25 protein-coding genes are annotated in these 26,573 nt (G+C 69.5%); 12 read left to right on the top strand and 13 right to left on the bottom strand.

Annotated features, from left to right (window positions below; genetic code table 11):
* Positions 1 to 23 precede the first annotated feature (23 nt).
* From QWJ38_RS01640 to QWJ38_RS01630, 3 genes are read left to right on the top strand one after another with little or no spacing between them, the layout of a single operon-like run.
* Positions 24 to 1,580: a sensor histidine kinase gene (locus tag QWJ38_RS01640; protein ID WP_290357295.1), complete on the top strand. Its 1,557-nt coding sequence runs from the start codon at positions 24 to 26 to the stop codon at positions 1,578 to 1,580.
* Positions 1,577 to 2,257, top strand: a complete 681-nt coding sequence (locus tag QWJ38_RS01635) for a response regulator (RefSeq protein WP_290357294.1) — start codon at positions 1,577 to 1,579, stop codon at positions 2,255 to 2,257. Before QWJ38_RS01640 ends, QWJ38_RS01635 begins: the two co-directional genes overlap by 4 nt.
* A 34-nt stretch (positions 2,258 to 2,291) precedes the next feature.
* Positions 2,292 to 4,217: a potassium transporter Kup gene (locus tag QWJ38_RS01630; protein WP_434063928.1), complete on the top strand. Its 1,926-nt coding sequence runs from the start codon at positions 2,292 to 2,294 to the stop codon at positions 4,215 to 4,217.
* Here the strand turns inward: QWJ38_RS01630 and QWJ38_RS01625 are convergent.
* Entirely contained in the window at positions 4,214 to 4,723 is a 510-nt protein-coding gene (locus tag QWJ38_RS01625; RefSeq protein ID WP_290357292.1) for a flavin reductase family protein, read from the bottom strand. The genes QWJ38_RS01630 and QWJ38_RS01625 overlap by 4 nt on opposite strands.
* 68 nt (positions 4,724 to 4,791) lie before the next feature.
* On the opposite strand from QWJ38_RS01625, the gene QWJ38_RS01620 reads away from it, so the two are divergent.
* On the top strand, positions 4,792 to 5,709 hold the full coding sequence (locus tag QWJ38_RS01620) for a M48 family metallopeptidase (RefSeq protein WP_290357291.1): 918 nt from the start codon (positions 4,792 to 4,794) through the stop codon (positions 5,707 to 5,709).
* A 7-nt stretch (positions 5,710 to 5,716) separates the two neighbouring features.
* On the opposite strand, the gene QWJ38_RS01615 is transcribed toward QWJ38_RS01620, so the two are convergent.
* From QWJ38_RS01615 to QWJ38_RS01585, 7 genes are all read right to left on the bottom strand, one after another.
* Positions 5,717 to 6,352, bottom strand: a complete 636-nt coding sequence (locus QWJ38_RS01615; protein ID WP_290357290.1) for a Crp/Fnr family transcriptional regulator — start codon at positions 6,350 to 6,352, stop codon at positions 5,717 to 5,719.
* Between the two features lie 79 nt (positions 6,353 to 6,431).
* Positions 6,432 to 7,091: a helix-turn-helix transcriptional regulator gene (locus tag QWJ38_RS01610; protein ID WP_290357289.1), complete on the bottom strand. Its 660-nt coding sequence runs from the start codon at positions 7,089 to 7,091 to the stop codon at positions 6,432 to 6,434.
* A 247-nt stretch (positions 7,092 to 7,338) separates the two neighbouring features.
* Positions 7,339 to 8,874: a peptide MFS transporter gene (locus QWJ38_RS01605; RefSeq protein ID WP_290357288.1), complete on the bottom strand. Its 1,536-nt coding sequence runs from the start codon at positions 8,872 to 8,874 to the stop codon at positions 7,339 to 7,341.
* Positions 8,875 to 9,023: 149 nt separating this feature from the next.
* On the bottom strand, positions 9,024 to 9,683 hold the full coding sequence (locus QWJ38_RS01600; protein ID WP_290357287.1) for a peroxiredoxin: 660 nt from the start codon (positions 9,681 to 9,683) through the stop codon (positions 9,024 to 9,026).
* Between the two features lie 79 nt (positions 9,684 to 9,762).
* Positions 9,763 to 10,713, bottom strand: a complete 951-nt coding sequence (locus QWJ38_RS01595; protein WP_290357286.1) for an alpha/beta fold hydrolase — start codon at positions 10,711 to 10,713, stop codon at positions 9,763 to 9,765.
* A gap of 15 nt (positions 10,714 to 10,728) precedes the next feature.
* Positions 10,729 to 11,544 carry an SDR family NAD(P)-dependent oxidoreductase gene (locus QWJ38_RS01590; RefSeq protein ID WP_290357285.1) on the bottom strand — a complete coding sequence of 272 codons (816 nt, stop codon included), beginning with the start codon at positions 11,542 to 11,544 and terminating at the stop codon, positions 10,729 to 10,731.
* On the bottom strand, positions 11,541 to 13,058 hold the full coding sequence (locus tag QWJ38_RS01585; RefSeq protein ID WP_290357284.1) for a flavin-containing monooxygenase: 1,518 nt from the start codon (positions 13,056 to 13,058) through the stop codon (positions 11,541 to 11,543). The genes QWJ38_RS01590 and QWJ38_RS01585 overlap by 4 nt, the downstream gene beginning before the upstream one ends.
* A 296-nt stretch (positions 13,059 to 13,354) precedes the next feature.
* On the opposite strand from QWJ38_RS01585, the gene QWJ38_RS01580 reads away from it, so the two are divergent.
* Positions 13,355 to 14,452, top strand: a complete 1,098-nt coding sequence (locus tag QWJ38_RS01580) for an HD-GYP domain-containing protein (protein WP_290357283.1) — start codon at positions 13,355 to 13,357, stop codon at positions 14,450 to 14,452.
* 148 nt (positions 14,453 to 14,600) lie between these two features.
* Here QWJ38_RS01580 and QWJ38_RS01575 read toward each other — a convergent pair whose 3' ends face one another.
* The gene (locus QWJ38_RS01575; RefSeq protein ID WP_290357282.1) at positions 14,601 to 14,723 is read right to left on the bottom strand and encodes a hypothetical protein; all 123 of its coding nucleotides are present in this window, start codon (positions 14,721 to 14,723) and stop codon (positions 14,601 to 14,603) included.
* 127 nt (positions 14,724 to 14,850) lie between these two features.
* Here QWJ38_RS01575 and QWJ38_RS01570 point away from each other — a divergent pair, with 127 nt between their 5' ends.
* A complete protein-coding gene (locus tag QWJ38_RS01570) occupies positions 14,851 to 15,372 on the top strand; it encodes a hypothetical protein (protein WP_290357281.1) in 522 nt (173 codons plus the stop codon).
* Here the strand turns inward: QWJ38_RS01570 and QWJ38_RS01565 are convergent.
* Positions 15,362 to 16,162, bottom strand: coding sequence for an exodeoxyribonuclease III (locus QWJ38_RS01565; protein WP_290357280.1), 801 nt, complete (start codon positions 16,160 to 16,162; stop codon positions 15,362 to 15,364). The two genes, QWJ38_RS01570 and QWJ38_RS01565, sit on opposite strands and share 11 nt — an antisense overlap.
* A 184-nt stretch (positions 16,163 to 16,346) precedes the next feature.
* On the opposite strand from QWJ38_RS01565, the gene QWJ38_RS01560 reads away from it, so the two are divergent.
* The 3 genes from QWJ38_RS01560 to QWJ38_RS01550 all read left to right on the top strand — a co-directional run bounded on the left by QWJ38_RS01560 (position 16,347) and on the right by QWJ38_RS01550 (position 20,053).
* Positions 16,347 to 18,599, top strand: a complete 2,253-nt coding sequence (locus tag QWJ38_RS01560; protein ID WP_290357279.1) for a TonB-dependent receptor — start codon at positions 16,347 to 16,349, stop codon at positions 18,597 to 18,599.
* A 72-nt stretch (positions 18,600 to 18,671) separates the two neighbouring features.
* Positions 18,672 to 19,346, top strand: a complete 675-nt coding sequence (pyrE, locus tag QWJ38_RS01555; protein ID WP_290357278.1) for an orotate phosphoribosyltransferase — start codon at positions 18,672 to 18,674, stop codon at positions 19,344 to 19,346.
* Positions 19,346 to 20,053: a hypothetical protein gene (locus tag QWJ38_RS01550; protein WP_290357277.1), complete on the top strand. Its 708-nt coding sequence runs from the start codon at positions 19,346 to 19,348 to the stop codon at positions 20,051 to 20,053. Before pyrE ends, QWJ38_RS01550 begins: the two co-directional genes overlap by 1 nt.
* Before the next feature lie 212 nt (positions 20,054 to 20,265).
* Here QWJ38_RS01550 and gatB read toward each other — a convergent pair whose 3' ends face one another.
* Genes gatB through gatC form a run of 3 tightly spaced genes read right to left on the bottom strand, consistent with a single transcriptional unit; the run spans position 20,266 to position 23,516 of the window.
* Positions 20,266 to 21,714 (bottom strand): Asp-tRNA(Asn)/Glu-tRNA(Gln) amidotransferase subunit GatB, encoded by a 1,449-nt coding sequence (gatB, locus tag QWJ38_RS01545; protein ID WP_290357276.1) that lies wholly within the window; start codon positions 21,712 to 21,714, stop codon positions 20,266 to 20,268.
* Between the two features lie 3 nt (positions 21,715 to 21,717).
* Positions 21,718 to 23,220 (bottom strand): Asp-tRNA(Asn)/Glu-tRNA(Gln) amidotransferase subunit GatA, encoded by a 1,503-nt coding sequence (gene gatA, locus QWJ38_RS01540; RefSeq protein WP_290357275.1) that lies wholly within the window; start codon positions 23,218 to 23,220, stop codon positions 21,718 to 21,720.
* On the bottom strand, positions 23,217 to 23,516 hold the full coding sequence (gene gatC, locus QWJ38_RS01535) for an Asp-tRNA(Asn)/Glu-tRNA(Gln) amidotransferase subunit GatC (protein WP_290357274.1): 300 nt from the start codon (positions 23,514 to 23,516) through the stop codon (positions 23,217 to 23,219). Before gatC ends, gatA begins: the two co-directional genes overlap by 4 nt.
* 291 nt (positions 23,517 to 23,807) lie before the next feature.
* Between gatC and QWJ38_RS01530 the strand changes: the two genes are divergently transcribed.
* The 3 genes from QWJ38_RS01530 to mreD all read left to right on the top strand — a co-directional run bounded on the left by QWJ38_RS01530 (position 23,808) and on the right by mreD (position 26,457).
* The gene (locus QWJ38_RS01530) at positions 23,808 to 24,851 is read left to right on the top strand and encodes a rod shape-determining protein (protein WP_290357273.1); all 1,044 of its coding nucleotides are present in this window, start codon (positions 23,808 to 23,810) and stop codon (positions 24,849 to 24,851) included.
* An 80-nt stretch (positions 24,852 to 24,931) separates the two neighbouring features.
* On the top strand, positions 24,932 to 25,939 hold the full coding sequence (gene mreC / locus QWJ38_RS01525; protein WP_290357272.1) for a rod shape-determining protein MreC: 1,008 nt from the start codon (positions 24,932 to 24,934) through the stop codon (positions 25,937 to 25,939).
* Positions 25,936 to 26,457, top strand: coding sequence for a rod shape-determining protein MreD (gene mreD / locus QWJ38_RS01520; RefSeq protein ID WP_290357271.1), 522 nt, complete (start codon positions 25,936 to 25,938; stop codon positions 26,455 to 26,457). The genes mreC and mreD overlap by 4 nt, the downstream gene beginning before the upstream one ends.
* The last annotated feature ends 116 nt before the right edge of the window (positions 26,458 to 26,573 follow it).

Raw genomic sequence — 26,573 nt, 5'->3', positions numbered from 1 at the left:
GCGGGGGCTGCTACCGTGCGCCCATGAACTCCTCGTCCCGCCTGCCCGAATCGCTGGCCCGCTGCTGGCCGGCCGCCGCAATCTGGGCACTGGCCTGGGCCCTGCTCGTCTGGCTGGACGGTCGGCCCGAGGCGGCCAATCTGGCCAATCTGGCCATGCTGCTGCTGCTGGCCTCGGCGCTGGGCAGCCCCTGGCTGCCGCTGGCCGGGGCGCTGCTCGTCAATCTGGCCGCGGTGATGGTCTTCAACTGGGCCTTCGTGCCGCCGCGCGGCAGTCTGCTGATCGATCTGCACCAGCATGCCTGGCTGCTGGCGACCATGCTGGGCGTCAGCTGGAGCACGGCCGGGCTGATGGCGCGGCTGCGCCGCCAGGTCGCGCTGGCGCAACGCCAGGCCGCCGATGCCGAGCAGCTGCGCGCCTTCAGCGAGGCCTTGCGCGACGCGGCCGAGCCGCATGCGCAGGCGGCGGCCCTGGCCGCGGCGCTGCAGCGCCTGCTGGCGGCGCCGGTGCAGCTGCTGCTGCTGAAGGACGCGCTGCCGGCCCGCGACGATGCCGAGGCCGTGCTCGTGCTCGGCGCGCCCGATGCCGACCAGTGGACCGGGCTGTGGGCCTGCCTGCGCGGCTCGACGCCCTTCGGCCCCGGCACCGGCCGCTACGAGGAGCAGCGCGCCTGGTACCTGCCGCTGCGCGGGCGCCGGCGCAGCCTGGGCGCGGCCCTGCTCGAGCTGGAGCCGGGCCGGCGCGCCGATCCGGCCCTGCGCGCGCAGGCGCAGCAGTTCTGCGACCAGATGGGCCAGGCGCTGGAGCGCAGCGCCAGCGAGCGGGCGGCGCAGCGCGCCCGCGAGGAGGCCGAGGCGCAGGGCCTGCGCAACACCTTGCTGGCGGCGATCTCGCACGACTACCGCACGCCGCTGGCCACCATCATGGGCGCCGCCTCGGCGCTGCAGGAGCAGGACGCGCGGCTCGACGCGGCGCAGCGCCAGCGCCTGGCCGCGACCGTCGTCGACGAGACCGCCGCGCTGAGCCGGCTGACCGACAACACCTTGCAGATCGCGCGCCTGGACGCGCCCGGCGTGGTGCTGCGCATGGACTGGGAATCGGCCGAGGAGATCGTCGGTGCCGCGCTGCGCCGCCTGCGCCAGCGCCATGCCGAGGCGCCGCTGCGCGCGCGCCTGGAGCCGGGCCTGCCGCTGCTGCGCTGCGACGCGCTGCTGCTGATGCAGCTGCTGGACAATCTGGTCGACAACGCGCTGCGCTATGGCGGCGGCCCGGTCGAGATCGTGGCCGAGCGCGCCGGGCCCGGGCATCTGCTGCTGGCGGTGCGCGACCGCGGGCCCGGTGTGCAGCCGGCCTGGCAGGAGCGCATCTTCGGCGCCTTCCAGCGCGGCGCCGAGGCCAATGCCGAGCGGCCGGACGGGGCGCCGCGCCGCGGCGTCGGCGTCGGCCTGGCCGCCTGCCGCGCGATCGCCCGCGCCCATGGCGGCGAGATCCGCTACCGCGCGCGCCACCGGGGCGGGGCCAGCTTCGAATGCCGGCTGCCGCTGACGCCGCAACCGGCCGCGCTGGTGGAGCCCTCGTGAGCCTGGCCGTGCTGCTGGTCGAGGACGAGCGCGAGCTGCGCGCCACCCTGGCCGAGAGCCTGCGCGTCGAGGGCTACCGGGTGCTGACCGCGGCCAGCCTGGCCGACGGGCTGGCGCTGCTGGCGAACAACCCGGTCGACCTGGTGCTGCTGGACCTGGGCCTGCCCGACGGCGACGGCGAGCAGCTGCTGCGCCAGCTGCGCGAACAGCGGCAGACGCCGCTGCTGGTGATCTCGGCGCGCGAGCAGGACGGGCTGAAGGTGCGCCTGCTCGATCTCGGCGCCGACGACTACCTGGTCAAGCCCTTCGGCGTGGCCGAGCTGCTGGCGCGCATGCGCGTCGCGCTGCGCCATCGCGGCCGCCTGCTGCAGCCGGCGCTGACGCGCTACGAGCAGGACGGCCTGCTCGTCGACCTGGCCGCGCACCGGGTCAGCTTGCACGGCCGGGAGCAGAAGCTGACCCCGACCGAGTTCAAGCTGCTGGCGCGGCTGGTGCGCAGCGCCGGCCAGGTCGTCACGCACCGCACGCTGCTGGCCGATGTCTGGGGGCCGGAGTTCAGCGAGCACACCCACTATCTGCGCCTGTACATGGCGCAGCTGCGCGCCAAGCTCGAGGAGGACAGCGCCGAGCCGCGGCGCCTGCTGACCGAGCCGGGCGTCGGCTACCGGCTGGCCTGAGCGATCCTTATGCGTTCCTGATGCGCGGCCGGAGATGCTGCGGCCGTCTCCACCACGACGGCATCCCATCTTGTCCACCGAACCCACATCCCACCCGCCTCGTCAGGGCCTGGCCGCCCTGACCCTGGGCGCCATCGGCGTCGTCTACGGCGATATCGGCACCAGCCCGCTGTACACGGTCAAGGAGGTCTTCCTGCCGGCCACCGGCATCGCGCTGAACGAGGCGAACCTGATCGGTGCCGTCTCGGCCATCCTGTGGGCGCTGATGCTGATCGTGACGCTCAAGTACATCGTGCTGATCCTGCGCGCCGACAACCGCGGCGAGGGCGGCGGCCTGGCGCTGACGGCGCTGGCCGCCCATGCGGTGCAGTCGAAGCCGGCGCTGCGCGGCGCGCTGCTGCTGCTGGGCGTGTTCGGCGCGACCCTGTTCTACGGCGACAGCGTGATCACGCCGGCGATCTCGGTGATGGGCGCGATCGAGGGCCTGGAGGTGCTGGCGCCGGGCCTGGCCGCCTATGTGCTGCCGATCTCGCTGGCGGTGCTGCTGGCGCTGTTCCTGGTGCAGCGCTTCGGCACCGGCGCGGTCGGCAAGGTCTTCGGCCCGCTGATCGTGCTGTGGTTCCTGGTCCTGGCGCTGACCGGAGCGCTGCAGATCGCGCGGCAGCCGGCCATCCTGGCCGCGCTGAACCCGCTGCACGCCTGGGCTTTCCTCGCCGAGCGCGGCTGGCATCTGTTCGCCGCCGTCGGCGCCATCGTGCTGGCCCTGACCGGCGCCGAGGCGCTGTACGCGGACATGGGCCATTTCGGCCGCCGGCCGATCCGCCTGGCCTGGGGACTGCTGGTGTTCCCGGCGCTGGCGCTGAACTATATGGGCCAGGGCGCGCTGCTGATGCGCGAGCCGACGGCGATAGAGAACCCCTTCTTCCGCCTTTTCCCGGCCGAGCTGCTGCTGCCGGCCGTGGTGCTGGCGACGCTGGCCGCGGTGATCGCCTCGCAGGCGGTGATCTCGGGCGCCTATTCGATGACGCAGCAGGCGATCCAACTCGGCTTCCTGCCGCGCATGGCGCTGCGCTACACCTCGGCGCGCGAGGCCGGCCAGATCTACATCCCGGCGGTCAACTGGGCGCTGCTGGCCGGCGTGGTCGGCGCGGTGCTGCTGTTCGGCAGCAGCTCGGCCCTGGCCGGCGCCTATGGCATCGCGGTCACGCTGACGATGCTGATCACGACGATGCTGACCTATTTCGTCGTGCGCGAGGGCTGGCGCCTGCCGGCCTGGATCGCCGCGCCGGCGACACTGGGCTTTCTGGCGCTGGACGCGCTGCTGGTGGCCGGCTGCGCGATCAAGTTCGTCGACGGCGGCTGGTTCCCGCTGGCCTTCGCGCTGGCTTTGTTCGCGCTGATGAGCACCTGGGCGCGCGGCCGCGAGCTGCTGCTGGCCAGCATCCGCCGCGAGGGCCTGGAGCTGCAACCCTTCGTCGCCGGCCTGGTCGACAGCGGCGCCGCCCGCGCACAGCGCTGGGCCGTCTATCCGGTCGCCAACCCGGACACCGTGCCGCAGGCGCTGCTGCACAACCTGAAGCACAACCAGGTGCTGCACGAGGCGAACGTGATCCTGACCGTCGTCTTCCACGAGCGGCCCTGGCTCGGCGAGGCGGAGCGGGTGGAACTGGAGGCGCTGGCGCCGGGCTTCTGGCGAGTGAGCCTGCACTTCGGCTTCATGGATCCGCCCGACGTGCCGCGCGCGCTGGCGCTGTGCGAGGCGCGGGGCCTGCGTCTGCCCATCTTCGAGACCAGCTACTTCCTCAGCCGCGAGACCGTCGTGCCGACGGACGGCAGCGGCATGGCGCGCTGGCGCGAGCGCCTGTTCGCGGCGATGAGCCGCAATGCCGTCGGCGCGGCCGACTTCTTCCGCCTGCCCGACAACGCGGTGGTGGAGCTGGGAACGCGGGTGCAGATCTAGAGCGGCAGCTCGGTGTAGTAGCGCCCGCCGTGGAAGATCAGCGGCAGCGCGCCCTCGCGGCGGCTGCAGCTCTCGACCTCGCCGACGAAGATCACATGGTCGCCTTCCTCGTACTGGCTGCGGTTCGCGCATTCGAAGACGGCGGCGCAGCCGTCCAGCACCGGCGCGCCGCCGGCGCCCTCGCGCCAGGCCAGACCGGCGAAGCGGTCGATGTCGCGGGTGGCAAAGCGCCGGGCCAGCTCCTGCTGCTCGGCGGCGAGGATGTTGATCGCGTAATGCGAGCCGCGGCTGAACACCGGCATCGAGCCGGCGCGCCGCGCCAGGCTCCACAGCACCAGCGGCGGCGACAGCGAGACCGAGTTGAAGGAATTGGCCGTCAGCCCGACCAGGCCGCCGTCCGGCGCGCGCGCGGTGACGATGGTGACCCCGGTGGCGAACATGCCCAGGGCGGCGCGGAACTGCTGGGCGTCCAGCGGCTGGGCGAGGGCGGAGGGCGTTGGCTGCATGCTGCATTGTCGCGTCTGCGGCCTCAGAATAGCGGGACGCCTTACCGCAAGCTTTTCACCGTCCCGCCATGCCCGCCGATTTCGATCCCGCCGCCTGTCCCGATCTGCCGACGCCGCTCGGCTGCGCCTGCTCGCGCCGCCGCTTCGGCGGCCTGCTGATGGGCGGCGCGCTGGCGCCGGCGGCCGCCTGGGCGCAGCGGGAGGGCGTCAACGTCGGCGAGACCAGCGGCTTCACCAAGCTGATCTCGGCCGAACAGATCGAGTCGGAAGGCGCCGAGCAGTACGCGAAGATGATGAGCCAGGCCCGTCAGCAGCGCGCGCTGGCGCCGGCCAACCATCCGCAGCTGATCCGCCTGCGCGAGATCGCCAAGCGCATCATCCCGCTGGCCGGCGACTGGAATCCGCGCGCCAAGCAATGGCGCTGGGAGGTCAATCTGCTGGGCAGCCCGCAGCTGAATGCCTTCTGCATGCCGGGCGGCAAGATCGCCTTCTACTACGGCATCCTCGAGAAGCTGAAGCTGGACGACGACGAGGTCGCGATGATCATGGGCCACGAGGTCGCCCATGCGCTGCGCGAGCATGCGCGCGAGCGCGTCGGCAAGAGCATGGCCACCAATGGCGTGATCGAGCTCGGCTCGGCCCTGCTGGGCCTGGGCAATCTGGGCCGCTTCGCCGCCGGCGTCGGCGGCCAGCTGCTGTCGATGACCTTCAGCCGCCAGGACGAGAGCGAAGCCGATCTGGTCGGCATGGAGCTGGCCGCGCGCGCCGGCTACAAGCCTTCGGCCGGCGTCACGCTGTGGCAGAAGATGGGTCAGGCCGCCAAGGGCGCGCCGCCGCAATGGCTGTCCACCCATCCGGCCGGGCCGACGCGCATCCGCGATATCGAGGCCAACCTGCCCAAGGTTGCGGGCCTTTACGAGCGCGCCGACAAGCCGGCGCAGCGCTTCGAGGTGGCGCCGCCGCTGAAGAGCTCCGCCGAGGGCTGAGGCGGTATTACCAGCGCGCCGGCAGGCCGCGCAGGCGCTGGTAGCGGCCGTTGGCGATGCGGGCCAGATAACCGCCGAGCTCCAGGTCCTTGATCAGCTTGGACACCATCTCGCGCGAGCAGCCCAGGCGCTGCGCCATCGCCTGGTGCGTCAGCTGCAGTTCCTCGCCGCCGGCGGTGCCGCTCTCCAGCAGGGACTTCAGGCGGCCGTAGACGTCGTTCAGCGCCAGCTGCTTGGTCGACAGCGTCGCGGCGCGGGCGCGGCGGATCACCTTGGTCAGCAGCTCGAAGGCGAACTCCGGATGCTCGGCGATATGTTCGAGCAGGCTGGCGCGGCTGATGATCAGGCAGCGCGAGGCCTGCTCGGTGATCACGCTGGCCGAGCGTGGGCCGCCGTCCAGGCTCATCTCGCCGACATACTCGCCGGCGCCGTAGACGCCGTAGGTGACCTCGCGGCCGCGCGCGTCGCAGCCGAAGGCGCGCAGCGAGCCCGACAGGATCAGGTAGAGGTTGTCGCCCTGCGAGCCTTCCTCGATCAGCAGCATGCCGCGGCGGTAGCTGCGGGCGACGCCGCGAGTGGCCAGCGCGGCCAGCGAGGGCGGCAGGTTCTCTATCGCTTGGGCGTCGGGATTTTCAAGTTCCATGTCGGCGTCGGGCGCGGCAGGACCGCGGCTAACGCCGAATATTAAGGGATAGCGCCGTGGTGCCGGCGCGACTGCGCGATCAGCTGAAATCCATGCGCAGCGCCGACATCAGCGGCGGCAGCATCGCCAGCTGGCGCAGCAGCTCGCCGATGCTGTCGGCACCGGACTTGGCGCGGATGCTCTGGATCTGCGTGCGCACGGTCGAGATCGCCACGCCCTGGCGCTCGGCCACGTCGGTCGGCCGCGCGCCGGAGGACAGCGCCTTCAGCACTTCGGTCTCGGTCGGGGTCAGGCCGTGCCGCAGCGCGAACCACTGCGCTGCCAGCTCGCCGCAGAGCTGGCGCCGCTCCAGCACCAGCAGCACGGCGGCCTGCTCGACATCGCGGTTCAGCGGCACGACGACGACGCTGCAGCGCTCGGCGCCCTCGCCCAGGCGCAGCAGGCAGCGCCGGCCGTCCTGCTCGGCGCCGCGCAGCGCATCGGCCAGCTGGGCGGCATCCTTGGCGTCGGCGGCGCGCAGCTGCGCGCCGGCCAGCTGCAGCGGATGGTGGGCATCGAGGCTGCGCCGGGCGGCCAGATTGCAATGCAGCACCCGGCCGGCGGCGTTCAGCAGCAGCACGCCGTAGTCCAGCTCCTCCAGCACCAGGCTCAGCCAGTGGCTGCTCAGCGAGGCGGCCTGGCGCCGCTCGGGCCGGCCGCTCGGCGCGGGCGGCGCCGTCAGTGACTCAAATCCTGGCACGCCCGCAAGGGGCGACGCGAGACCGGCAGCATGAGCGGAGGACCACATCGTTGAACTCCTTGCGGACGGCAGGTCCGCTGGCGCATCGGCAAAGGACTAGGGCCAGGTTTTGTGCGATTGTTGTAAATTTTCGGATACAAGTTTGCGAAGAATTCACTTTTCACGGGGGCTGCCCCCTAAAACGAAAGGCCCCGTCTAACGGGGCCTTGAAGCGGCAGCAGTGGCTGCCGGGGGGCGTGCGGCGCCTTCAGCGCACGCCGTGCATCTTCTTCAGCATCCACTTGTTCATCGCCATCAGCACCAGGCCGGCGCCGGCCGGGATGATGGTGAAGATCAGGAAGAACACCGCCATCGAGTAGCTTTCCGAGATCTTGTCGATATAGCTGCCGGTGAAGCCGGCCAGCTTGTTGGCGATGCCGGCATTGAGGAACCAGATGCCGAACATCAGGCCCAGCAGGCGCGCCGGCGCCAGCTTGGAGATATAGGACAGGCCCACCGGCGACAGGCACAGCTCGCCCATGGTGTGCAGCAGGTAGGCCAGGCACAGGAAGACCATGCTGACCTGCGCGGTCTTGGCGCCGGCGGGGATGCCCATCGCGCCATAGGCCAGGGCGGCGAAACCCAGGCCCAGGAGCACCAGGCCGACGCCGAACTTGACCGGGCCGCTCGGATTCCAGTGGCGCTCCCACATCTTCGAGAACATCGGCGCCAGCACCACCAGGAAGAAGCTGTTCAGCACACCGAACCAGGTGGCCGGGATCTCCGACTGCTCCATCTGGAACTCGCGGCCCAGCATCCACAGCGACAGCGCCCAGATCAGGGCCAGCGCGCCGACCAGCAGGGCATTGGACAGCACATAGCGGCTGCTGCCGCGCATCAGCTGCACCAGCAGCCAGGACAGGATGGCCACCGGGATCAGGGTCATCAGGCTGTTGACGACCTTGAAGACGAAGCCGCTGGTGCCGACCAGGGTGCGGTCGGTGTAGTCGGCCGCGAAGATCGTCATCGAGCCGCCGGCCTGCTCGAAGGCGAACCAGAAGAAGATGGTGAAGAAGGAGAACACGCCGATCGCGATCAGGCGGTCGCGGATGATGTGGGCGGGCGTGTCGTCCGGCGTCGCCTCGGCCAGGGCCGGCGCGTTCTTGCTGGGCGCGCCGCCGATCTCGCCGAAGATGCCCTGGCTGAAGTAGAACTGCAGCGCACCCAGGATCATGAAGATGCCGGCCAGGCCGAAACCGTAGTTCCAGCTGATCTTCTCGCCGATATAGCCGCACAGCGAGATGCCGAAGAAGGCGCCGGCGTTGACGCCCATATAGAAGAGCGTGTAACCGCCATCGCGCGAGGACTCGTTGTCCTTGCCGTAGAGCTGGCCGACGATGGCCGAGATGTTCGGCTTGAACAGGCCGGTGCCGGCGATCACCAGGCCCAGGCCGATGTAGAAGGAGCTGATCGTGTCCAGGAACAGCGAGACATGGCCGGCGGCGATGATGAAGCCGCCCAGCACAACCGCGCGGCGCGTGCCCAGATAGCGGTCGGCCAGGTAGCCGCCCAGGATGGGCGTGAAGTAGACCAGCATCGTGTACCAGCCGTACAGGGTGGTCGCCTCCTCGCGGGTCCAGCCCCAGCCGCCCTTGACGGTGGTCGAGATCAGGAACAGCACCAGCAGCGCGCGCATGCCGTAGTAGGAGAAGCGCTCCCACATCTCGGTGAAGAACAGCACGAACAGGCTGTCGGGGTGGCCGAGGATGGTGTGCGCGGTGGGCGCCTGGATGTTCTTGTTCAAACGGCTCTCCGTCGGGTAGGGCGGGCTGGCTCAAAGACGAGCCGCCAGCGCGGGTGGCGCTGGCGGCGGGTGTGAGGCATTGTCGCCGCTCGCCGGAGCCGGCTCAGCGCGGGTTCTCACTAGGTCGCGGCGCGGTGGCGCCGGCCGGCTCAGCCCGGCTGCTTGACGATGCGCAGATAGGGCTTCGGCGCCTTCCAGCCGTCCGGGAACAGGGTCTTCGCGTCCTCGTCCGAGACCGAGCCGGCGATGATGACGTCCTGGCCCTGCTGCCAGTTCGCCGGCGTGGCGACCTTGTGCTTGGCGGTCAGCTGCATCGAGTCGAGCACGCGCAGGATCTCGTCGAAGTTGCGGCCGGTCGTCATCGGATAGGTCAGCATCAGCTTGATCTTCTTGTCCGGGCCGATGATGAAGACCGAGCGCACCGTCGCATTGGTGGCGGCCGTGCGGCCCTCGGACGTGCCGGCCTCCTCGGCGGGCAGCATGTTGTAGAGCTTGGCCACGGCCAGATCGGTGTCGCCGATCATCGGGTACTTGACGCTGGCGCCCTGGGTCTCCTCGATGTCGCTGACCCAGCGGCTGTGGTTGTCGACCGGGTCGACCGACAGGCCGATCAGCTTGGTGTTGCGCTTGGTGAACTCGGGCTCGATCTTGGCCATATAGCCCAGCTCGGTCGTGCACACCGGGGTGAAGTCCTTCGGGTGCGAAAACAGCACCGCCCACTGGTCGCCGATCCACTGGTGGAAATCGATGCGGCCCTGGGTCGTCTCGGCCGTGAAATTGGGCGCGGTGTCATTGATGCGTAGCGACATGGGTGGCACTCCTGTTGTTGGTGAAGATCCTTGGTTCGGACCGAAAGGTTAGCTTATGCCGAGACCAAAAACCTTGCCTTCAGCTTGCCGCACGCGCGGCGACGCGGCGGACGAAGTCGGCGCAGGCTGCGGGCTGGGTCAGCGGCAGCATATGGCCGCCGTCGACCAGTTCCAGCGTCGCGCCCGGCAGCTTGTCGATCAGCGGCGTGCCCTGCTCCTCGGGCGCCAGCAGGCGGTCGCCGCGGCCATAGAGGGCGCCGACCGGCAGCGTCATGCCGGCATAGCCCTGTTCGAGCGTGGGCAGGTCCTGCGGCACGCTGACCAGATCGGCCGAGGCGCCGATGAAATGGCTGGGCCGCACGGTCAGGAGGCCGCCGCCGCTCAGCGCGAAGTCGCGCGGCACCGGCTCGGGCGCGAAGGCGAGGCCGAGTACGGCCTCGCTGCGCGCCTTGGCGATCGGCAGCGCGATCGTGTGGGCGACCAGGCGGCGCAGCCAAGCGCTGCCGATGTCCAGGCCGGCGAAGACCGGCGAGACGCGGCTCGGCGTATGCGTCAGCGGTGCGATCAGGGCCAGGGCGCCGACCTTGTCCGGATGCCGCTGCGCCAGTGCCAGCGCGACCGCGCCGCCCAGCGAATGGCCGGCGACGACCGGACGCTGCAGCCCCAACGCGGCGATCAAGGCCGCCATCGCGTCGGCCTGCGTCGGCAGGCCGGCCAAGGCGTCGGCGGCGCGGATCGAGTAGCCGGCGCCGGGCCGGTCGACGGCGATGACATGGAAGTCGGCAGCCAGCCGCTCGCTCATGCCATGGGTGAAATGGCGCAGATTGCCGCTCAGGCCATGGATCAGCAGCAGGGCCGGGCGGGTCTTGTCGCCCTGCTCGACGATGTGCAGCCGCGCGCCGGGCACCTCGACGAAGCGGCCCTGCGGCGGCAGCGCCGCCTCGACGCGGCGCACCGCCTGGCCGGTGAAGGCCCAGAGTGCGCCCAGCAGCAGGGCCAGAACAATCAGCAGCGAGATCAATACCATCATCGGCATCCACCTTCTTCAGTGCGGCACCAGCCGTCCCAGGACGCGCCAGTAGTGAACCGGGAACAGCCGCTCCAGCAGCGCGGCGACGCGCGCATCGGCGCCGACGATCACCCGATCGCGCCCGCCCTCGATGCCGCGGACGATGATCTCGGCCGCCCGGGCCGGCGGCATCCTCAGCAGGCGCTCGACGCGTGCCAGACGTTCGCGGATCTCGCCATCGGGTACGCCGGTGGGCAGCCGCGCGCTGCGCGCGATCGCCGTCGCGACGCCGCCCGGGTGGACGACGGTGACGCCGATCTTAGAGCCCTGCAGCTCGTGGCGCAGCGCATTCGAGAAGCCGCGCACGGCGAATTTGGCGGCCGAGTAGGCGCTCTGGCCCGGCGGCGCGACGATGCCGTAGATGCTGGAGATGTTGACGATGCGGCTGGCTGCGGACGGGCTGTCGCGCAGCAGCGGCAGGAAGGCGCGCGTCATCCGCACCAGGCCGTGGAAATTGATCTCCATCAGCCAGTCGAAATCGGCCTCGGCGATCTGCTCGAACAGGCCGCCCAGGGCGACGCCGGCGTTGTTGATCAGCAGATCGACCTGGCCATGGGTGTCCAGCACGGCAGCCGGCAGCGCGGCGACGGCGGTGCGCTCGGCGACGTCCAGCGCGTGCTGGCTGACCCGCACGCCCAGCAGCGCCGCCTCGGCGGCGGTCTCTGCCAGGCTGGCCGCTTTGATGTCGGCCAGCGCCAGATGGCAGCCGCGCCGGGCCAGGGCCAGCGCCAGCGCGCGGCCGATGCCGCTGCCGGCACCGGTCAGCACTGCGACTTGTCCGTCGGTCTTCATCGGCGCTTCTCCTTGATCGGCTGGGCGTCGGGGCTCAGCTGCAGCACGCCGTCGGCGATCCGGCCCCAGCGGATCGCGCGCAGATCGGCAAAGTAGTTCTGGTGCACCTGCCAGGGCCGGCGATTGCCCTGCTTGGGCAGCGCGGCGAGGGCGCGCTGCACATAGCCGGAGCTGAAGGACAGGAAGGGTTCGCTCGCCACCGACGGGTCGCGTCGCGGCACGGCGATGCGCTGGCCGTGGCGCCGCATATGGCGCAGCAGCCGGCAGACCCAGGCGGCGGTCAGGTCGGCCTTCAGCGTCCAGGAGGCATTGGTGTAGCCGAAGGCCATCACCATATTCGGCACCTCGCTGAGCATCATGCCCTTGTAGGCCATCTGTGCCGACGCATCGAGCGGCCGGCCGTCGATGCGCACCGCGATGTCGCCCAGCACATTGAGCTTCAGGCCGGTGGCCATGACGACGATGTCGGCCGCCAGCTCACGGCCGCCGGCCAGCCGCAGGCCGCCCGGCGTGAAGCGCTCTATGGTGTCGGTGACGATGGACGCGCGGCTCTCGCGCAGCGCCTGGAACAGATCGCCGTCGGGCGCGACGCACAGGCGCTGGTCCCAGGGCTCGTAGCGCGGCGTGAAGGCGGCGGCGGCCTGCTCGGCCGAGCCCAGCGCCGCGGCGGCCAGCTGCTGCAGGCGCTGCTTGAACAGGCCCGGCCGGCGGCGCGCCAGCCGGTAGTAGAAGCTGGTGATCGCGACGTTCTTCCAGCGCGTCAGCGCATAGGCCCAGGCCTCGGGCATGACGCGGCGCAGGCCCTGCGCGATTGCGTCGACCGAGGGCCGGCTGACCACATAGCTGGGCGAGCGCTGCAGCATCGTCACATGGGCGGCCGTGCGCGCCATCGCCGGCACCAGGGTCACGGCCGTGGCACCGCTGCCGATCACGACGACGCGCTGGCCCGCATGGTCCAGCTCGGCCGGCCAGAACTGCGGCAGCGCGATCGTGCCGCGGAACTCGGCCTCGCCCTCGAAGCTGGGGCGGTGGCCGCCGGCATAGCTGTAGTAGCCGCAGCACAGGTAGAGAAAGCGCGCGTTCAGCTGCCGGCGCCGGCCGTCGGCCTCCAGCTCGACCCGCCAGCAGGCGGCCTCGCTGGACCAGTCGGCGCCGACGACGCGGTGACCGTAGCGGATGCGTGCGGCAAGGCCGCCCTCCTCGGCCGTCTCGCGGATGTAGTCGAGGATGGCCGGGCCCTCGGTGATCGCCTGACGGCCGGTCCAGGGCTTGAAGCCATAGCCCAGCGTGTAGATGTCCGAATCGGAGCGCACGCCCGGATAGCGGAACAGGTCCCAGGTGCCGCCCAGCCGCTCGCGCGCCTCGACGATCTCGAAGCGCTGCTCGGGGCAGCGGCGCTGCAGATGGCGGGCCGCGCCGATGCCGGACAGGCCGGCGCCGACGATCAGCACGTCCAGCGCTGCGCCCGGTGGCTCGGTGGTGCGCTCGGGGTCGGGTCTTGCGGCGTCGTCCATGATGGCTTGGCGGGAGGTCGCGCGGATGTTCTGGCAATTGGCCGGGGCTGTAAATGCTCGCGCGCCCGAGGGCTGTCGTGCCCGCTGGATGGGCTGCGGCGGCGGACGGGTAGTTTTCACATTCGCGCGCTGGCCGTTCGCTGGCCGCTCGCCGGCCGTTTGTCGGCGGCTTTTGCGGCGATTGCGGCGCTGCGGCCGAGGTAGAGTGCGCCTGGCCCGTTTTTGCGCGGGGATAAGCCCGTATCTCGCTGTCATCGATGCGCGTCTGCACACTCTCCTCCGTCAAGAACAGGATCATGCTCGGCGCACCGCTGCCCTTCAGCGTGCGCGACGCCGGGCGCATGCTGCTGCTGGCGCGCGGGCAGGTGATCGCCGACGAGGAGCAGCTGGAGGCGCTGTTCAAGCGCGGTGCGCTGGTGGAGGTGGACGAACTGACCGAGGCGATCCAGCAGCCCGGGCGGCAGCGCGAATCGCTGCAGCAGCGGCTGGCGCGGCTGCCGGCCGCCTGGGAGCGCGGCGGCCGCGACGTGCGGCAGGCGCTGGGCCTGCCGCTGCCGCAGCTGCTCGATGCGCTGGACAGCGCGACCGACCTGCTGCTAAGCCTGATCGATGCTTCGCCCGACGTGGCGCTGTCGCAGGTGGTGCGCCAGCCGGACAGCGGCGGCCATTACGGCATCAACCATTCGATCCATGCGGCCACCGCCTGCCAGGCGGCGGCGCGCTATCTGGGCTGGGGCCCGGCCGAGCAGCGCCGCGCCTTCCAGGCCGCGCTGACGATGAATCTGTCGATGCTGGAACTGCAGGCGCGGCTGTCCTCGCAGGTCTCGCCGCTGACGGCCAAGCAGCGCGAGGCCATCCACGAGCACCCGATCCGCAGCGCCGAGATGCTGGGCGAGGCCGGCATCACCGACCAGGACTGGCTGGAGGCGGTGCTCACGCACCACGAGGTCGCCGACGGCTCCGGTTATCCGAACGGCAGCCGCGATGTCGGCGAGCTGGCCGAGATGTTGCGCTTCGCCGATGTCTACACGGCGCGGCTGAGCAGCCGCGCCAGCCGCCCGGCGATGAGCGCGCAGCAGGCCGGCGCCGAGTTGCTGCAGATGAGCGCCGAGAGCCCCCTGGCCGCCGCGCTGATCAAGGCCTTCGGCATCTTCCCGCCGGGCAGCGTCGTGCGCCTGGCCTCGGGCGAGCTCGGCATCGTCGTGCGCAATGGCGAGAAGGCGCACCGCCCGCTGGTCGCCAGCCTGACCAATGCCGCCGGCGAACCGCGGCTGACGCCTTTGCGCCGCGACAGCGCGCGCGACGAGCATGCGGTGGTCGCGCTACTGTCGGCGCAGTCGATGCCGATGCGGCTGACCGACGAGCGCGTCGCGAGCCTGATCGGCGAGGGCTGAGCGGCGCTCAGTCGCCCTTGCCCTCGCCCTTGCCGTCGTAATAGGCACGCACCGCCTGCCAGGCAACGCTCTGCAGATGGCGCGCCGTGGCCGCGTCGAGGCCGGCCGTGTAGGCGAGGCCTTCGGGCGAGCGGCCGAAGATCGCCGCCTAGACGCTGCAGGCGGCCAGATAGGTGCCGGCCAGGCTCGGGTGGCGTTTGTCGGGCGCGTGCAGGATCAGCTCGGGCTTTTGCGCCAGCGAGCGCGCGAAGGCCAGGCCGACCGGGATCACCAGCGCCTTGTTGGCATTGCCGGCCTCGGTATAGGCCTCGGCCAGCGCGGCCGTAGGCCCAGGACATGAAGAAGACCGGCTCGGCGCCGTGGCGGCGCGCGGTCTCGGCGTTCTTGCGCGCGTACTCGTGGAAGACCTTGCCCAGCTGCGGATGGATCGGGCACTGGCTGCAGTCCATCGTGATCAACAGATCCCAGAGCTTGCTTTTGCCCTTGTTGAAGACGATGTTGTTGTCGCGATCGAAGCTGTAAGCGCCGACCGCGTCGGGCCGGAAGTAGGACTCGACGTCGTGCCAGTCGAAGCCCGAGCCGCTGATCGTGATCGAGACGCTGCGCCAGGGCAGGGCCGGTTGCGTGGCCGCGGCCAGCTGGCCCACATGGCCGTGCAGGCTGTTGTTGTAATAGAAGAAGCTGTTGCCGACGTACATCGCGCTCGTCGGCCGCTCGGGGCCCAGGCTGGTGACCTCGGGCTTGCTTGCAGCGCCGGCCGGCCGCAGCAGCATCAGCATCGTGATCAGGCCGAGGCCGATGCCGCGGATCAGGCGCTTGCTCATCGTCATACGGGGCTCCTGGTGACGGCGGCCAGGATAGTGGCGGCGGCCGGCTTTGTATACCGATGCCGCCGACCGCTGGGCGATCTCAGAGCGTGAAGTCGTAGTCGATCGTCAGCGGCGCATGGTCGCTGAACTTCTGGTCCTTGTAGATCGCCTCGCGGCGCGCCAGCGCGGCCAGCGCCGGCGTGGCCAGGTGGTAGTCCAGACGCCAGCCGACGTTCTTCGCATAGGCCTGGCCGCGGTTGCTCCACCACGTATAGCAGGCGTCGGTGGTGTCGGGCTGCAGGCGGCGGTAGACGTCGACCAGGCCGCCCCCCTCCTTGTCCGTGGCAAAGAGCTTGCTCAGCCAGGCGCGCTCCTCGGGCAGGAAGCCGCTGTTCTTCTGGTTGCCCTTCCAGTTCTTCAGATCGGCTTCCTTGTGGGCGATATTGACGTCGGCCACCAGGATGAAGTCGCGCTCGGCCTTCAGCGCCTGCAGATGCGGATAGATCGCGGCCAGGAAGCGGTACTTGGCCTCCTGGCGCTCGGGGCCGCTGGAGCCGCTGGGGAAATAGCAGCTGATCAGGCTGAGCTTGCGGCCGGGCTTGTCGAAGCGCTTCTCGATATAGCGACCCTCGTCGTCGAACTCGGGCACGCCGATGCCGGTGATCAGATCGCTGGGCTCCTCGCGGGTGTAGAGACCCACGCCCGAATAGCCCTTCTTCTGCGCATAGTGGAAGTGACCCTTCAGCCCGCCGGGGCTGCAGAAGATATTGGCCACATGCTCGTCCTGCGCCTTGACCTCCTGCACGCCGACGGCGTCGGCCTGCTGCTGCGGCAGCCAGTCGAAGAAGCCCTTGTTGGCGGCCGAGCGGATGCCGTTCAGATTGGCGGTGATGAAGCGCATGGTGAGAGGAAAGAGTTGGGGGCCGGTTCGGCGAGGCCGCAGTATCGCAGCCGGTCCGAATGGAAAGGACTGCGGGGTTTTGGCAACAGTCGCCGGCTTTTTTCCGGGGCACCGGTACGGCTGTCACCGGATCGGGGCATGGCTCTTGCTAGATTCAGCGATCGCCCCTATCCCGGAGTTCCGCATGAACCCAATGCAAACGAAACAGCTCGCAGCCGCCATCACCGTGGCGCTGGCCGCCTGGCCCGCGCTGGCCCAGAGCCAGGACACGAGCGCCGCCACCAAGCCGGTCGAGAAGAACCAGCTCGAGACGGTGACCATCACCGCCGAGCGCCGCGTCGAGAACATCAAGGACGTGCCCAACGCCGTCTCCAGCCTCAGCGGCGAGAAGCTCGAGGTGCTGAACTCCAGCGGCCAGGACGTGCGCTTCCTCTCCGGCCGCGTGCCCAGCCTGAACATCGAATCGTCCTTCGGCCGCGCCTTCCCGCGTTTCTACATCCGCGGCTACGGCAACACCGACTTCCGCCTGAACGCCTCGCAGCCGGTCTCGCTGGTCTATGACGATGTGGTGCAGGAGAACCCGATCCTGAAGGGCTTCCCGGTCTTCGACCTGAAGGCGGTCGAAGTGATTGCCGGCCCGCAGGGCACCCTGTTCGGCCGCAACACGCCGGCCGGCGTCGTCAAGTTCGACTCGGTGCGCCCCTCGCAGAAGCAGGAGGGCTATTTCAACGCGTCCTACGGCAGCTACGGCACGATCAATGCCGACGGCGCCTTCAACCTGCCGCTGGGCGGCGACTGGTCGGCGCGCATCTCGGCGCAAATCCAGCACCGCGACGACTGGGTCGACAACCAGAACGCCACCAGCCCCACGCGCAAGACCGAGGGCTATGACGACCGCGCGGTCCGCGCGCAAGTGCTGTACGAGCCGAACAAGGACTTCTCGATGCTCCTGAACGCGCACAACCGCGAGCTCGATGGCAGCCCGCGCCTGTTCCGCGCCAGCATCATCAAGCCCGGCACCAACAATCTGATGGACGGCTTCGATCCGGAGAAGGCCTCGTTCGACGGCATCAACGAGCAACGCCTGCACGCCACCGGCGGCAGCGCCCGCCTGAAGTGGAATTTCGGTTCGGCGACGCTGAACTCGATCACCGGCATCGAGACGGTGCAGCCCTACAGCCGCGGCGACGTCGACGCCGGCGACGTCTACTTCGGCGGCGCCAGCTTCGCGCTGCCGCCCTATCCGAAGATGGGCATGGCCTTCTTCCCCTCGCAGACCTCGGACGCGCTGAAGGATCACCGCCAGCTGACGCAGGAGTTCCGCCTCGAGTCCAATGGCAGCGGCCCGCTGCGCTGGCAGGGCGGCGTCTACTTCTTCGACGAGCGCTACACGGTCGAGAGCATCAACTACAGCTCGCCGGCCAATGCCTATGTCGACTCGACGCGCACGCACCAGACCAACCGCGCCTACGCGGCCTTCGGCAACGTCAACTACAAGCTGACGAACGATCTGGAACTGCGCGGCGGCCTGCGATACACCGAGGACAAGAAGACGCTGTCGACCTCGACGGCCGATGGCGTGCTGGACGCTTCGCAAGGCCTGTCCGCCAACACCAAGGACTCGAAGTGGACCTGGGACCTGTCGAGCATTTACGCGCTGAGCAAGGACACCAATGTCTACGCCCGCATCGGTACCGGCTTCCGCGGCTCGGCCATCCTGCCGGCTTCGGCCTTCGGCCCGATGACGATCGCTAAGCCCGAGGAATTGATCTCCTACGAGGCCGGCATCAAGAGCGACTTCTGGAACCGCCGCGCGCGCATCTCGGCCGCCGTCTTCCATTACGACGTCGATGGCCTGCAGCTGACCGAGGTCGGCGGCAGCGGCAACAGCAATGCGGTCAAGAGCGCGAAGAAGGCAACAGGTCAGGGCATCGAGCTGAACCTCGACCTGCTGCCGATCGATGACCTGATCATCACGCTCTCCGGCAGCTACAACGACGCGAAGATCAAGGACAACAGCCTGTCGGTCGCCGGTTGCGGCGGCGGCTGCACGGTGACCGATCCCTCGGCCGGCGCCGGCCAGTTCTTCATCGGCGGCAACCAGCTGCCGCAGGCACCGAAGTACGTCGGCAACCTGACCGCCCGCTATGCGATCCCGACGGCGGCCGGCAACGAGTTCTTCATCTACACCGACTGGGTCTACCGCTCCAAGGTCAACTTCTTCCTCTACGAGTCGGTCGAGTTCACCGGCAAGTCGCTGACCGAAGGCGGCCTGCGCCTGGGCTATATCTGGAACAACGGCAAGTACGAGGCCGCGGTCTTCGGTCGCAACATCACCAACCAGGTCCGCGTCACCGGCGCGATCGACTTCAACAATCTGACCGGTTTCATCAACGATCCGCGCACCTACGGCGTGCAGTTCAAGGCGCTGTTCTAAGCACGGCAACGCCCCGAGAAGCCCGGCTTCCGCCCTGGAGCCGGGCTTTTTCTCGCCCCTACAATGCCGCGCATGAATGCATCGACCCCCGATCCCCTGGCCCAGCAATTTGTCGCCTTCGCGGTCGAGGCCGGCGTGCTGCGCTTCGGCGAGTTCAAGACCAAGGCCGGCCGGCTGTCGCCCTATTTCTTCAATGCCGGCCTGTTCGACGATGGCGCCAAGCTGGTGAAGCTGGCGCAGTTCTATGCGCAGCGCCTGCTGGCCTCGGGCCTGGACTTCGACATGATCTTCGGCCCGGCCTATAAGGGCATCACGCTGGCCGCGGCCGTGGCTATGGAGCTGGCGCGGCTGGGCCATAACAAGCCCTTTGCCTACAACCGCAAGGAAGCCAAGGACCACGGCGAGGGCGGCACCCTGGTCGGCGCGCCGGTGAAGGGCCGCGTGCTGATCATCGACGACGTGATCTCCGCCGGCACCTCGGTGCGCGAATCGATCGCGATGATCCAGGCCGCCGGCGCCACGCCCTGCGGCGTCGCGATCGCGCTGGACCGTCAGGAGAAGGCGGCCGAGAACGGCGTCGACATGGATTGGTCGGCCGTGCAGTATGTAACGAAGCACCTGCATTTGCCGGTGGCCTCGATTGCCGGCCTGTCGGACTTGCTGCAGTATCTGCGCACGGCCAGCGACCCGGCCGTCGTGGCCCATGCGGCCGCGGTCCAAGCCTATCGCGACCGCTACGGAGTCTGATGCGCAAGCCCGCCGGCACCCCCGCCGCCACCCCCTACGTCGCCGTTCTTGCCGCCGTCTGGCTTGCCAGCGTGCCGGCGCCGGTCCGGGCCAACGAGCAGGCGGCCAAGCCGGCGATCTTCACCTGCACGACCGCCGACGGCCGGCGCCTGACCTCGGACCGACCCATCGTCGAATGCTCGAGCCGCGAGCAGCGCATCCTGAACACCGACGGCTCGCTGCGCTCGGTGCTGCCGCCCTTTCTGTCGCCGGAGGAGCGCACCGTGCAGGAGGCGCGCGACCGGCGCCTGGCCGCCGAGCGCGCGGCCCAGCAGGATGCGGTGCGGCGCGATCGCAATTTGATGCAGCGCTTCCCCAACGAGGCTGCGCACCAGCGCGCGCGCAGCGGCGCGCTGGACGACGTCAACAAGTCGATGCGCATCTCCGAGGTCCGCATCCAGGGCCTGGCGCAGGAGCGCAAGCCGATGCTGGACGAGGCCGAGTTCTACAAGGGCAAGCCGTTGCCGGCCAAGCTCAAGCAGCAGCTCGATGCCAACGACGCCGCCGTCGAGGCGCAGCAGCAGCTGATAGAGAACCAGAAGGCCGAGCTGGTGCGCATCAACAACCGCTACGACGCCGAGCTGGCGCGGCTGAAGAAGCTGTGGGGCGGCGCCGCGCCGGGCAGCCTGGGGCCGATGGCCGATCCGGCCTCGGCGCCGCTGAAGTAAGCCCCTCCGTCCAAGGAGTACCTTGGCCGGTGCCCCGAGGGGACGGCGATGCTTGCGGCATTGAGCCGCAAGCACATCGCCACAGCGGGCCGGCTTGGCGGGCTGAGGCCGGACATAAACAGTCCCTGCGGACTGTTTATGCCTGCCGAAGGCCAACGGCCTCAGGCCGTTGGCGGCCCGGCGCTCGGCCCGCAAGAACCAACTGAAGCTGATCAGCCGCCCAGCTTCTTCCTCAGCAACTCGTTGACGGCGCTGGGGTTCGCCTTGCCCTTGGTCGCCTTCATCGCCTGGCCGACCAGCGCATTGAAGGCCTTGTCCTTGCCGGCGCGGTACTCCTCCACCGACTTGGCATTGGCCGCCAGCACTTCGTCGAGGATGCGCTCAAGCTCGCCGCTGTCGCTCATCTGCTTCAGGCCCTTGGCCTCGATCAGCGCGTCGACATCCGAGCCCTCGCCGCTCCACAGCGCCTCGAATACCTGCTTGGCGGCGTTGTTCGAGATCGTGCCGTCCTGGATGCGCTTGATCAGCGCGGCCAGGGTCATGGCCGGCACCGGGCTCGCATCGATCGCGCGCTCCTCCGCATTGAGCCGGCGCGAGATCTCGCCCATCACCCAGTTGGCGACCAGCTTCGGCGCGCCGCAGCCCTCGCGCGCCGCCTCGTAGAAGCGGGCGGTGGCCAGGCTCTGCGTCATCATCGTCGCGTCGTAGGCCGGCAGGCCGTCGACGTCCTGGAAGCGCTGCGCCATCACCGCCGGCAGCTCGGGCATCTCGGCCTTGACGCGTTCCACCCATTCCGGCGCGATCATCAGCGGCGGCAGGTCGGGGTCGGGGAAGTAGCGGTAATCGGCCGAGTCTTCCTTGCTGCGCATCGCGCGGGTCTCGCCGGTGTCGGGGTTGAACAGCACCGTGGCCTGCTGGATCGCCAGACCGTCCTCCAGCTGGTCGATCTGCCAGTTGACCTCGTAGTCGACCGCCTGCAGCAGATAGCGGAAGCTGTTCAGGTTCTTGATCTCGCGCCGCGTGCCATAGGGTTCGCCGGGCTTGCGCACCGAGACATTGACGTCGCAGCGGAAGGAGCCTTCCTGCATATTGCCGTCGCAGATGCCCAGCCACATCACCAGCGCATGCAGGGTCTTCGCATACTCGGCCGCCTCGGCGCCCGAGCGCATGTCCGGCTCGGAGACGATCTCCAGCAGCGGCGTGCCAGCGCGGTTCAGGTCGATGCCGCTCTGGCCGTGGTAGTCCTCGTGCAGGCTTTTTCCCGCGTCCTCTTCGAGGTGGGCGCGGGTCAGGTTGACGCTGTGCTTCTTGTCGCCGACGAAGAACTCGACCTTGCCGCCCTGCACGACCGGGATCTCGAACTGCGAGATCTGGTAGCCCTTGGGCAGGTCGGGATAGAAGTAGTTCTTGCGCGCGAAGATCGACAGCGGCGCGACCTTGGCGCCGACGGCCAGGCCGAAGCGGATCGCGCGCTCGACGGCGCCGCGGTTCAGCACCGGCAGGGTGCCCGGCAGCGCCAGGTCGACGGCCGAGGCCTGGGTGTTCGGCTCGGCGCCGAAGGCGGTCGAGCTGCCGCTGAAGATCTTGGACTGGGTGGACAGCTGGACATGGTTCTCCAGCCCGATCACGATCTCGTAGCCGCGTACTAGCTTGTTCGTCATAACTCAGTATCCGCTCGGAGCCTGTTGGTGCCAGTCGGTTGCCTGCTGCAGCGCATGGGCCGCATGCAGCAGCCGGCCTTCCTGGAAGTAGTTGCCCAGCAGCTGCAGGCCCACCGGCATGCCCCCCTCGCCGAAGCCGACCGGCACGCTCATGCCGGGCAGGCCGGCCAGCGAGCCCGGCAGCGTGAAGATGTCGGCCAGATAGGCCTTGACCGGATCGTCCTTGCCCTCGCCATGCTTCCAGGCCACCGTCGGCGCCACCGGGCCGGCGATCAGATCGCATTGCGTGAAGCATTGCTGGAAGTCGTCGGCGATCATGCGGCGCAGCTTCTGCGCCTGCAGGTAGTAGGCGTCGTAGTAGCCGTGGCTCAGCACATAGCTGCCGATCATGATGCGGCGTTTGACCTCGGCGCCGAAGCCTTCGGCGCGGGTCTTCTTGTACATGTCCAGCAGGTCGTCGTATTGCGCGGCGCGGTGGCCGAACTTGACGCCGTCGAAGCGGCTCAGGTTCGAGCTCGCCTCGGCCGGGGCGATGATGTAGTAGACCGGAATCGCCAGCTCGGTGCGCGGCAGGCTGACCTCGACCAGCGTGGCGCCGAGCTTCTCCATCTGCGACAGGCCCTCGCGCACGGCCTTGTCGACATCGCTGCTGAGGCCGGCCGGGAAGAACTCCTTCGGCAGGCCGATGCGCAGGCCCTTCAAGGGCTGCGCGGCCGTCGCGCCTTCGCGAGCCTGCTGCATCTGCGCATGGAAGTCCTGCGGCGGCCGCTCGACGCTGGTCGCGTCGCGCTCGTCGAAGCCGCTCATTGCCGACAGCAGCAGCGCGCAGTCCTCGGCGCTGCGCGCCATCGGGCCGGCCTGGTCGAGGCTGGAAGCGAAGGCGATCATGCCGTAGCGCGAGCACACGCCATAGGTCGGCTTGATGCCGGTGATGCCGGTGAAGCTGGCCGGCTGGCGGATCGAGCCGCCGGTGTCGGTGCCGGTCGCGGCCGGCACCAGGCGCGCGCTGACGGCCGCGGCCGAGCCGCCCGAGGAGCCGCCCGGCACGCGCGCGGCGTCCCAGGGGTTGGCGACCGGGCCATAGGCCGAGTTCTCGTTGGCCGAGCCCATCGCGAACTCGTCGCAGTTCAGCTTGCCCAGCGAGACGGTGCCGGCGGCGAACAGCCGGGCCAGCACGGTGGCATCGAAGGGGCTGCGGTAGCCGGCCAGGATCTTCGAGCCGGCCGTGGTCGGCATGTCGCGGGTGACGAAGATGTCCTTGTGCGCCAGCGGCACGCCGAGGAGGGCGCCGGTGTCGCCGCCGGCGCGGCGCGCGTCGGCCGCCTTGGCGGCGGCTAGGGCGGCGTCGGCGTCGACGTGCAGGAAGGCGCCGAGCGCCTCGTGCGAGGTAACACGTGCAAGAAGGTGTTGCGTCAATTCGGCGCTGGAAACGCTCTTCGCGGCCAGCGCGCGGCCCAGTTCGGCGACGCCGAGCTGGTGCAGGGGCTTTGGGTCAAGGCCGCTCATTCGATCACCTTCGGCACCAGGAACAGGCCGTCCTCGACGGCCGGGGCGCTGCGCTGATTCAGCTCGCGCTGATTGCTCTCGGTGACCCGGTCCTCCCTCAGGCGCAGGGCGACCTGCTGCACGGTGGACAGGGGCGTGTACAGGGGCTCGACGCCGCGCGTGTCGACCGCGCTCATCTGCTCGACGATGGAGAAGAAGCCGTTCAGCTGCGGCAGCAGGGCCGCGCTTTCGGCCTCCTGCAGTTCCAGCCGCGCCAGGTGGGCGATGCGGCTGACGTCTTGTGGGGTCAGGGCCATGGGCAAACCAAGTCCTAAAAGTGCGTCAAATGGGTCCGGATAGTTGGTCCGCGGCGGCCTGCGGCAGCGCGAATCCAGGGGGTGATCGGGTATTATCTCCGCTTATCTCATGCGCATCGGGGTCGCCGAACCGCAAGGTTTAGCGGCCTCGACGCTTATGTAGGAACAATTTGGCCGCCGCCGGCCCGGCCGGTGCGGCCCCGAAGAACCGCTTTCACCGATCAACGCGCGAGGCGCCGGCGATCTCGAGCCCGAAGGGCCCGGATGCCGGTCCGGACGCCGCAAACAAATATGTTCGCTTCCCTGCGTCGCTACATCTCGACCGATCTCGCCATCGACCTCGGCACCGCCAATACGCTGATCTATGTGCGAGGCAAGGGCATCGTGCTGGACGAGCCCTCGGTCGTCTCGATCCGCCACGAGGGCGGCCCGAACGGCAAGAAGACCATCCAGGCCGTCGGGCGCGAGGCCAAGGCCATGCTGGGCAAGGTGCCGGGCAATATCGAGGCGATCCGCCCGATGAAGGACGGCGTGATCGCCGACTTCACCGTCACCGAGCAGATGCTCAAGCAGTTCATCAAGATGGTGCACGACTCGAAGATGCTGCGGCCCAGCCCGCGCATCATCATCTGCGTGCCCTGCGGTTCGACCCAGGTGGAGCGTCGCGCCATTCGTGAATCCGCCCTGGGGGCGGGAGCTTCCGAGGTCTACCTGATCGAGGAGCCGATGGCCGCCGCGATCGGTGCCGGCCTGCCGGTCTCGGAGGCCTCGGGCTCGATGGTCGTCGACATCGGCGGCGGCACGACCGAGGTCGGCGTGATCTCGCTGGGCGGCATGGTCTACAAGGGCAGCGTGCGCGTCGGCGGCGACAAGTTCGACGAGGCCATCATCAACTACATCCGCCGCAACTACGGCATGCTGATCGGCGAGCCGACGGCCGAGGCGATCAAGAAGAGCATCGGCTCCGCCTTCCCGGGCTCCGAGGTCAAGGAGATGGAGGTCAAGGGCCGCAACCTCAGCGAAGGCGTGCCGCGCTCGTTCACGATCTCGAGCAACGAGATCCTGGAGGCGCTGACCGACCCGCTGAACCAGATCGTTTCCGCCGTCAAGAACGCGCTGGAGCAGACGCCGCCCGAACTGGGCGCCGACATCGCCGAGCGCGGCATGATGCTGACCGGCGGTGGCGCCTTGCTGCGCGACCTCGATCGCCTGCTGGCCGAGGAAACCGGCCTGCCGGTGCTGGTGGCCGAAGACCCGCTGACCTGCGTGGTGCGCGGCTGCGGCATGGCGCTGGAGCGCATGGAGCGCCTGGGCTCGATCTTCACCTCGGAATAAACGCCAGCGACGGGGCCTCAGGGCCCCTTGTTCATTGCCAGCTCCGTCATAGCCTTAGCGCGGTCTGAACCCCTTACGCCATGCCACTGGGCACCCTGGATCGCACCCCACCGCCGTTCTTCCGCCAAGGGCCGTCGGCGCTGACCAAGCTCTTGTTCTGCGCCGCTCTGGCCATCCTCCTGATGGTGGCCGATGCGCGCTTCAAGCTCGCCACGCCGGCGCGCGCCGCGCTGGCCCTGGCCCTGCATCCGGTGCAGCGCCTGCTGCTGACGCCGGTCGACGCCTGGGACAAGCTTGGCGACTATCTGCGCGGCACCGAGCGCGCGATGGCGGCCGAGAACCAGGCGCGGCTGCAGCTGGTGCAGCAGGCCGAGCGGCTGTCGCGGGCGCAGGAACTGCAGGCCGAGAACGAGCGCCTGCGCAAGCTCTTGGGCCTGCGCCCGGCGCTGCAGGTCGAGGCGCTGACGGCCGAGGTGCTGTACGAGACGCCCGACCCCTATTCGCGCAAGGTCGTCATCGACCGCGGCAGCCGCCAGGGCGTGCAGCCAGGTTCTCCGGTCATCAACGACGCCGGCGTGCTGGGCCAGGTCACCAGGGTCTACACCCTGTCCAGCGAGGTCACGCTGCTGAACGACAAGGACGCCGCGATTCCGGTGCTGAACATGCGCACGCAGCAGCGCAATGCCGCCTTCGGCAGCGCCGATGGTTCCAGCATGGAATTGCGCTTCCTGGCCGCCAATGCCGACATCAAGATCGGTGACCTGCTGACGACCTCGGGCCTGGACGGCGTCTATCCGTCCGGCCTGCCGGTGGCCAAGGTCACCAGTGTCGAGCGGCGCGGTGACACCAGCTTCGCCAGCGTCGGCCTGCAGCCGCTGGCCCAGCCCGACAGCGCCCGCCATGTGCTGGTGCTGCAGCCGCTGGCGGCCTTCGAGTCGGCGCGCGCCGAGGCGGCCGCCGCGGCGGCCAGCGAGGCGGCCAGCGCGCTGGCCGTCAAGGCCGCCAAGAAGGCCGAGAAGAAGGCCGAACGCGCCGAGAAGGCCGAGGCGCATGCCGCCCGCGCCGCCGCATCGGGAGCCTCGCGATGATCATGCCGCGCGGATCCGACCAGCTGCTGCTGCCGGTCAACCCCTTCTTCATCGCGCTGACGCTGCTGCTGGCGCTGATGGTCGATATGGTGCCGATCGGCCGCCTTGCGGCGATGCCGGATCTGCTGGCCGTCGTGCTGGTGTTCTGGGGCGTGCACCAGCCGCGCCGCGTTGGCGTCGTCTGGGCCTTCATCTTCGGGCTGCTGGTCGATGTCCACCATGGCTCGCTGCTCGGCCAGCATGCGCTGTCCTACAGCGTCTTGAGCTTCGGCGCGATCATGATGCACCGCCGCCTGCCCTGGTTCAGCCTGCCCGCGCAGGCGATGCAGGTGCTGCCGCTGTTCTTCGTCGCGCATGTGGTGGCGCTCTTGGTGCGGCTGGCCGTCGGCGGCATGTGGCCGGGCTGGTCGCTGCTGCTGGCCCCGCTGTTCGAGGCCTTGCTGTGGCCGCTGGCCACGCTGCTGTTGCTGGCTCCGCAACGCCGCGCGCCCGACCGCGATGCGAACCGTCCGCTTTGAAGTGAACCCCTCGTCCAAGGAATACCTTGGCCGGTCCCCCGAGGGGACGGCGATGCTTGCCGGATCGACCGGCAAGCACATCGCCATGGCGGGCCGGCTTGGGGCGGCCCGGCGCT

Origin of the sequence: Roseateles violae, from assembly GCF_030410485.1 — a bacterium.
GTDB classification, from domain to species: Bacteria; Pseudomonadota; Gammaproteobacteria; order Burkholderiales; family Burkholderiaceae_C; genus Roseateles_D; species Roseateles_D violae.
The sequence above is the reverse complement of the archived record's forward strand: the minus strand, read 5'-3'. Positions and strand labels throughout refer to the sequence as shown.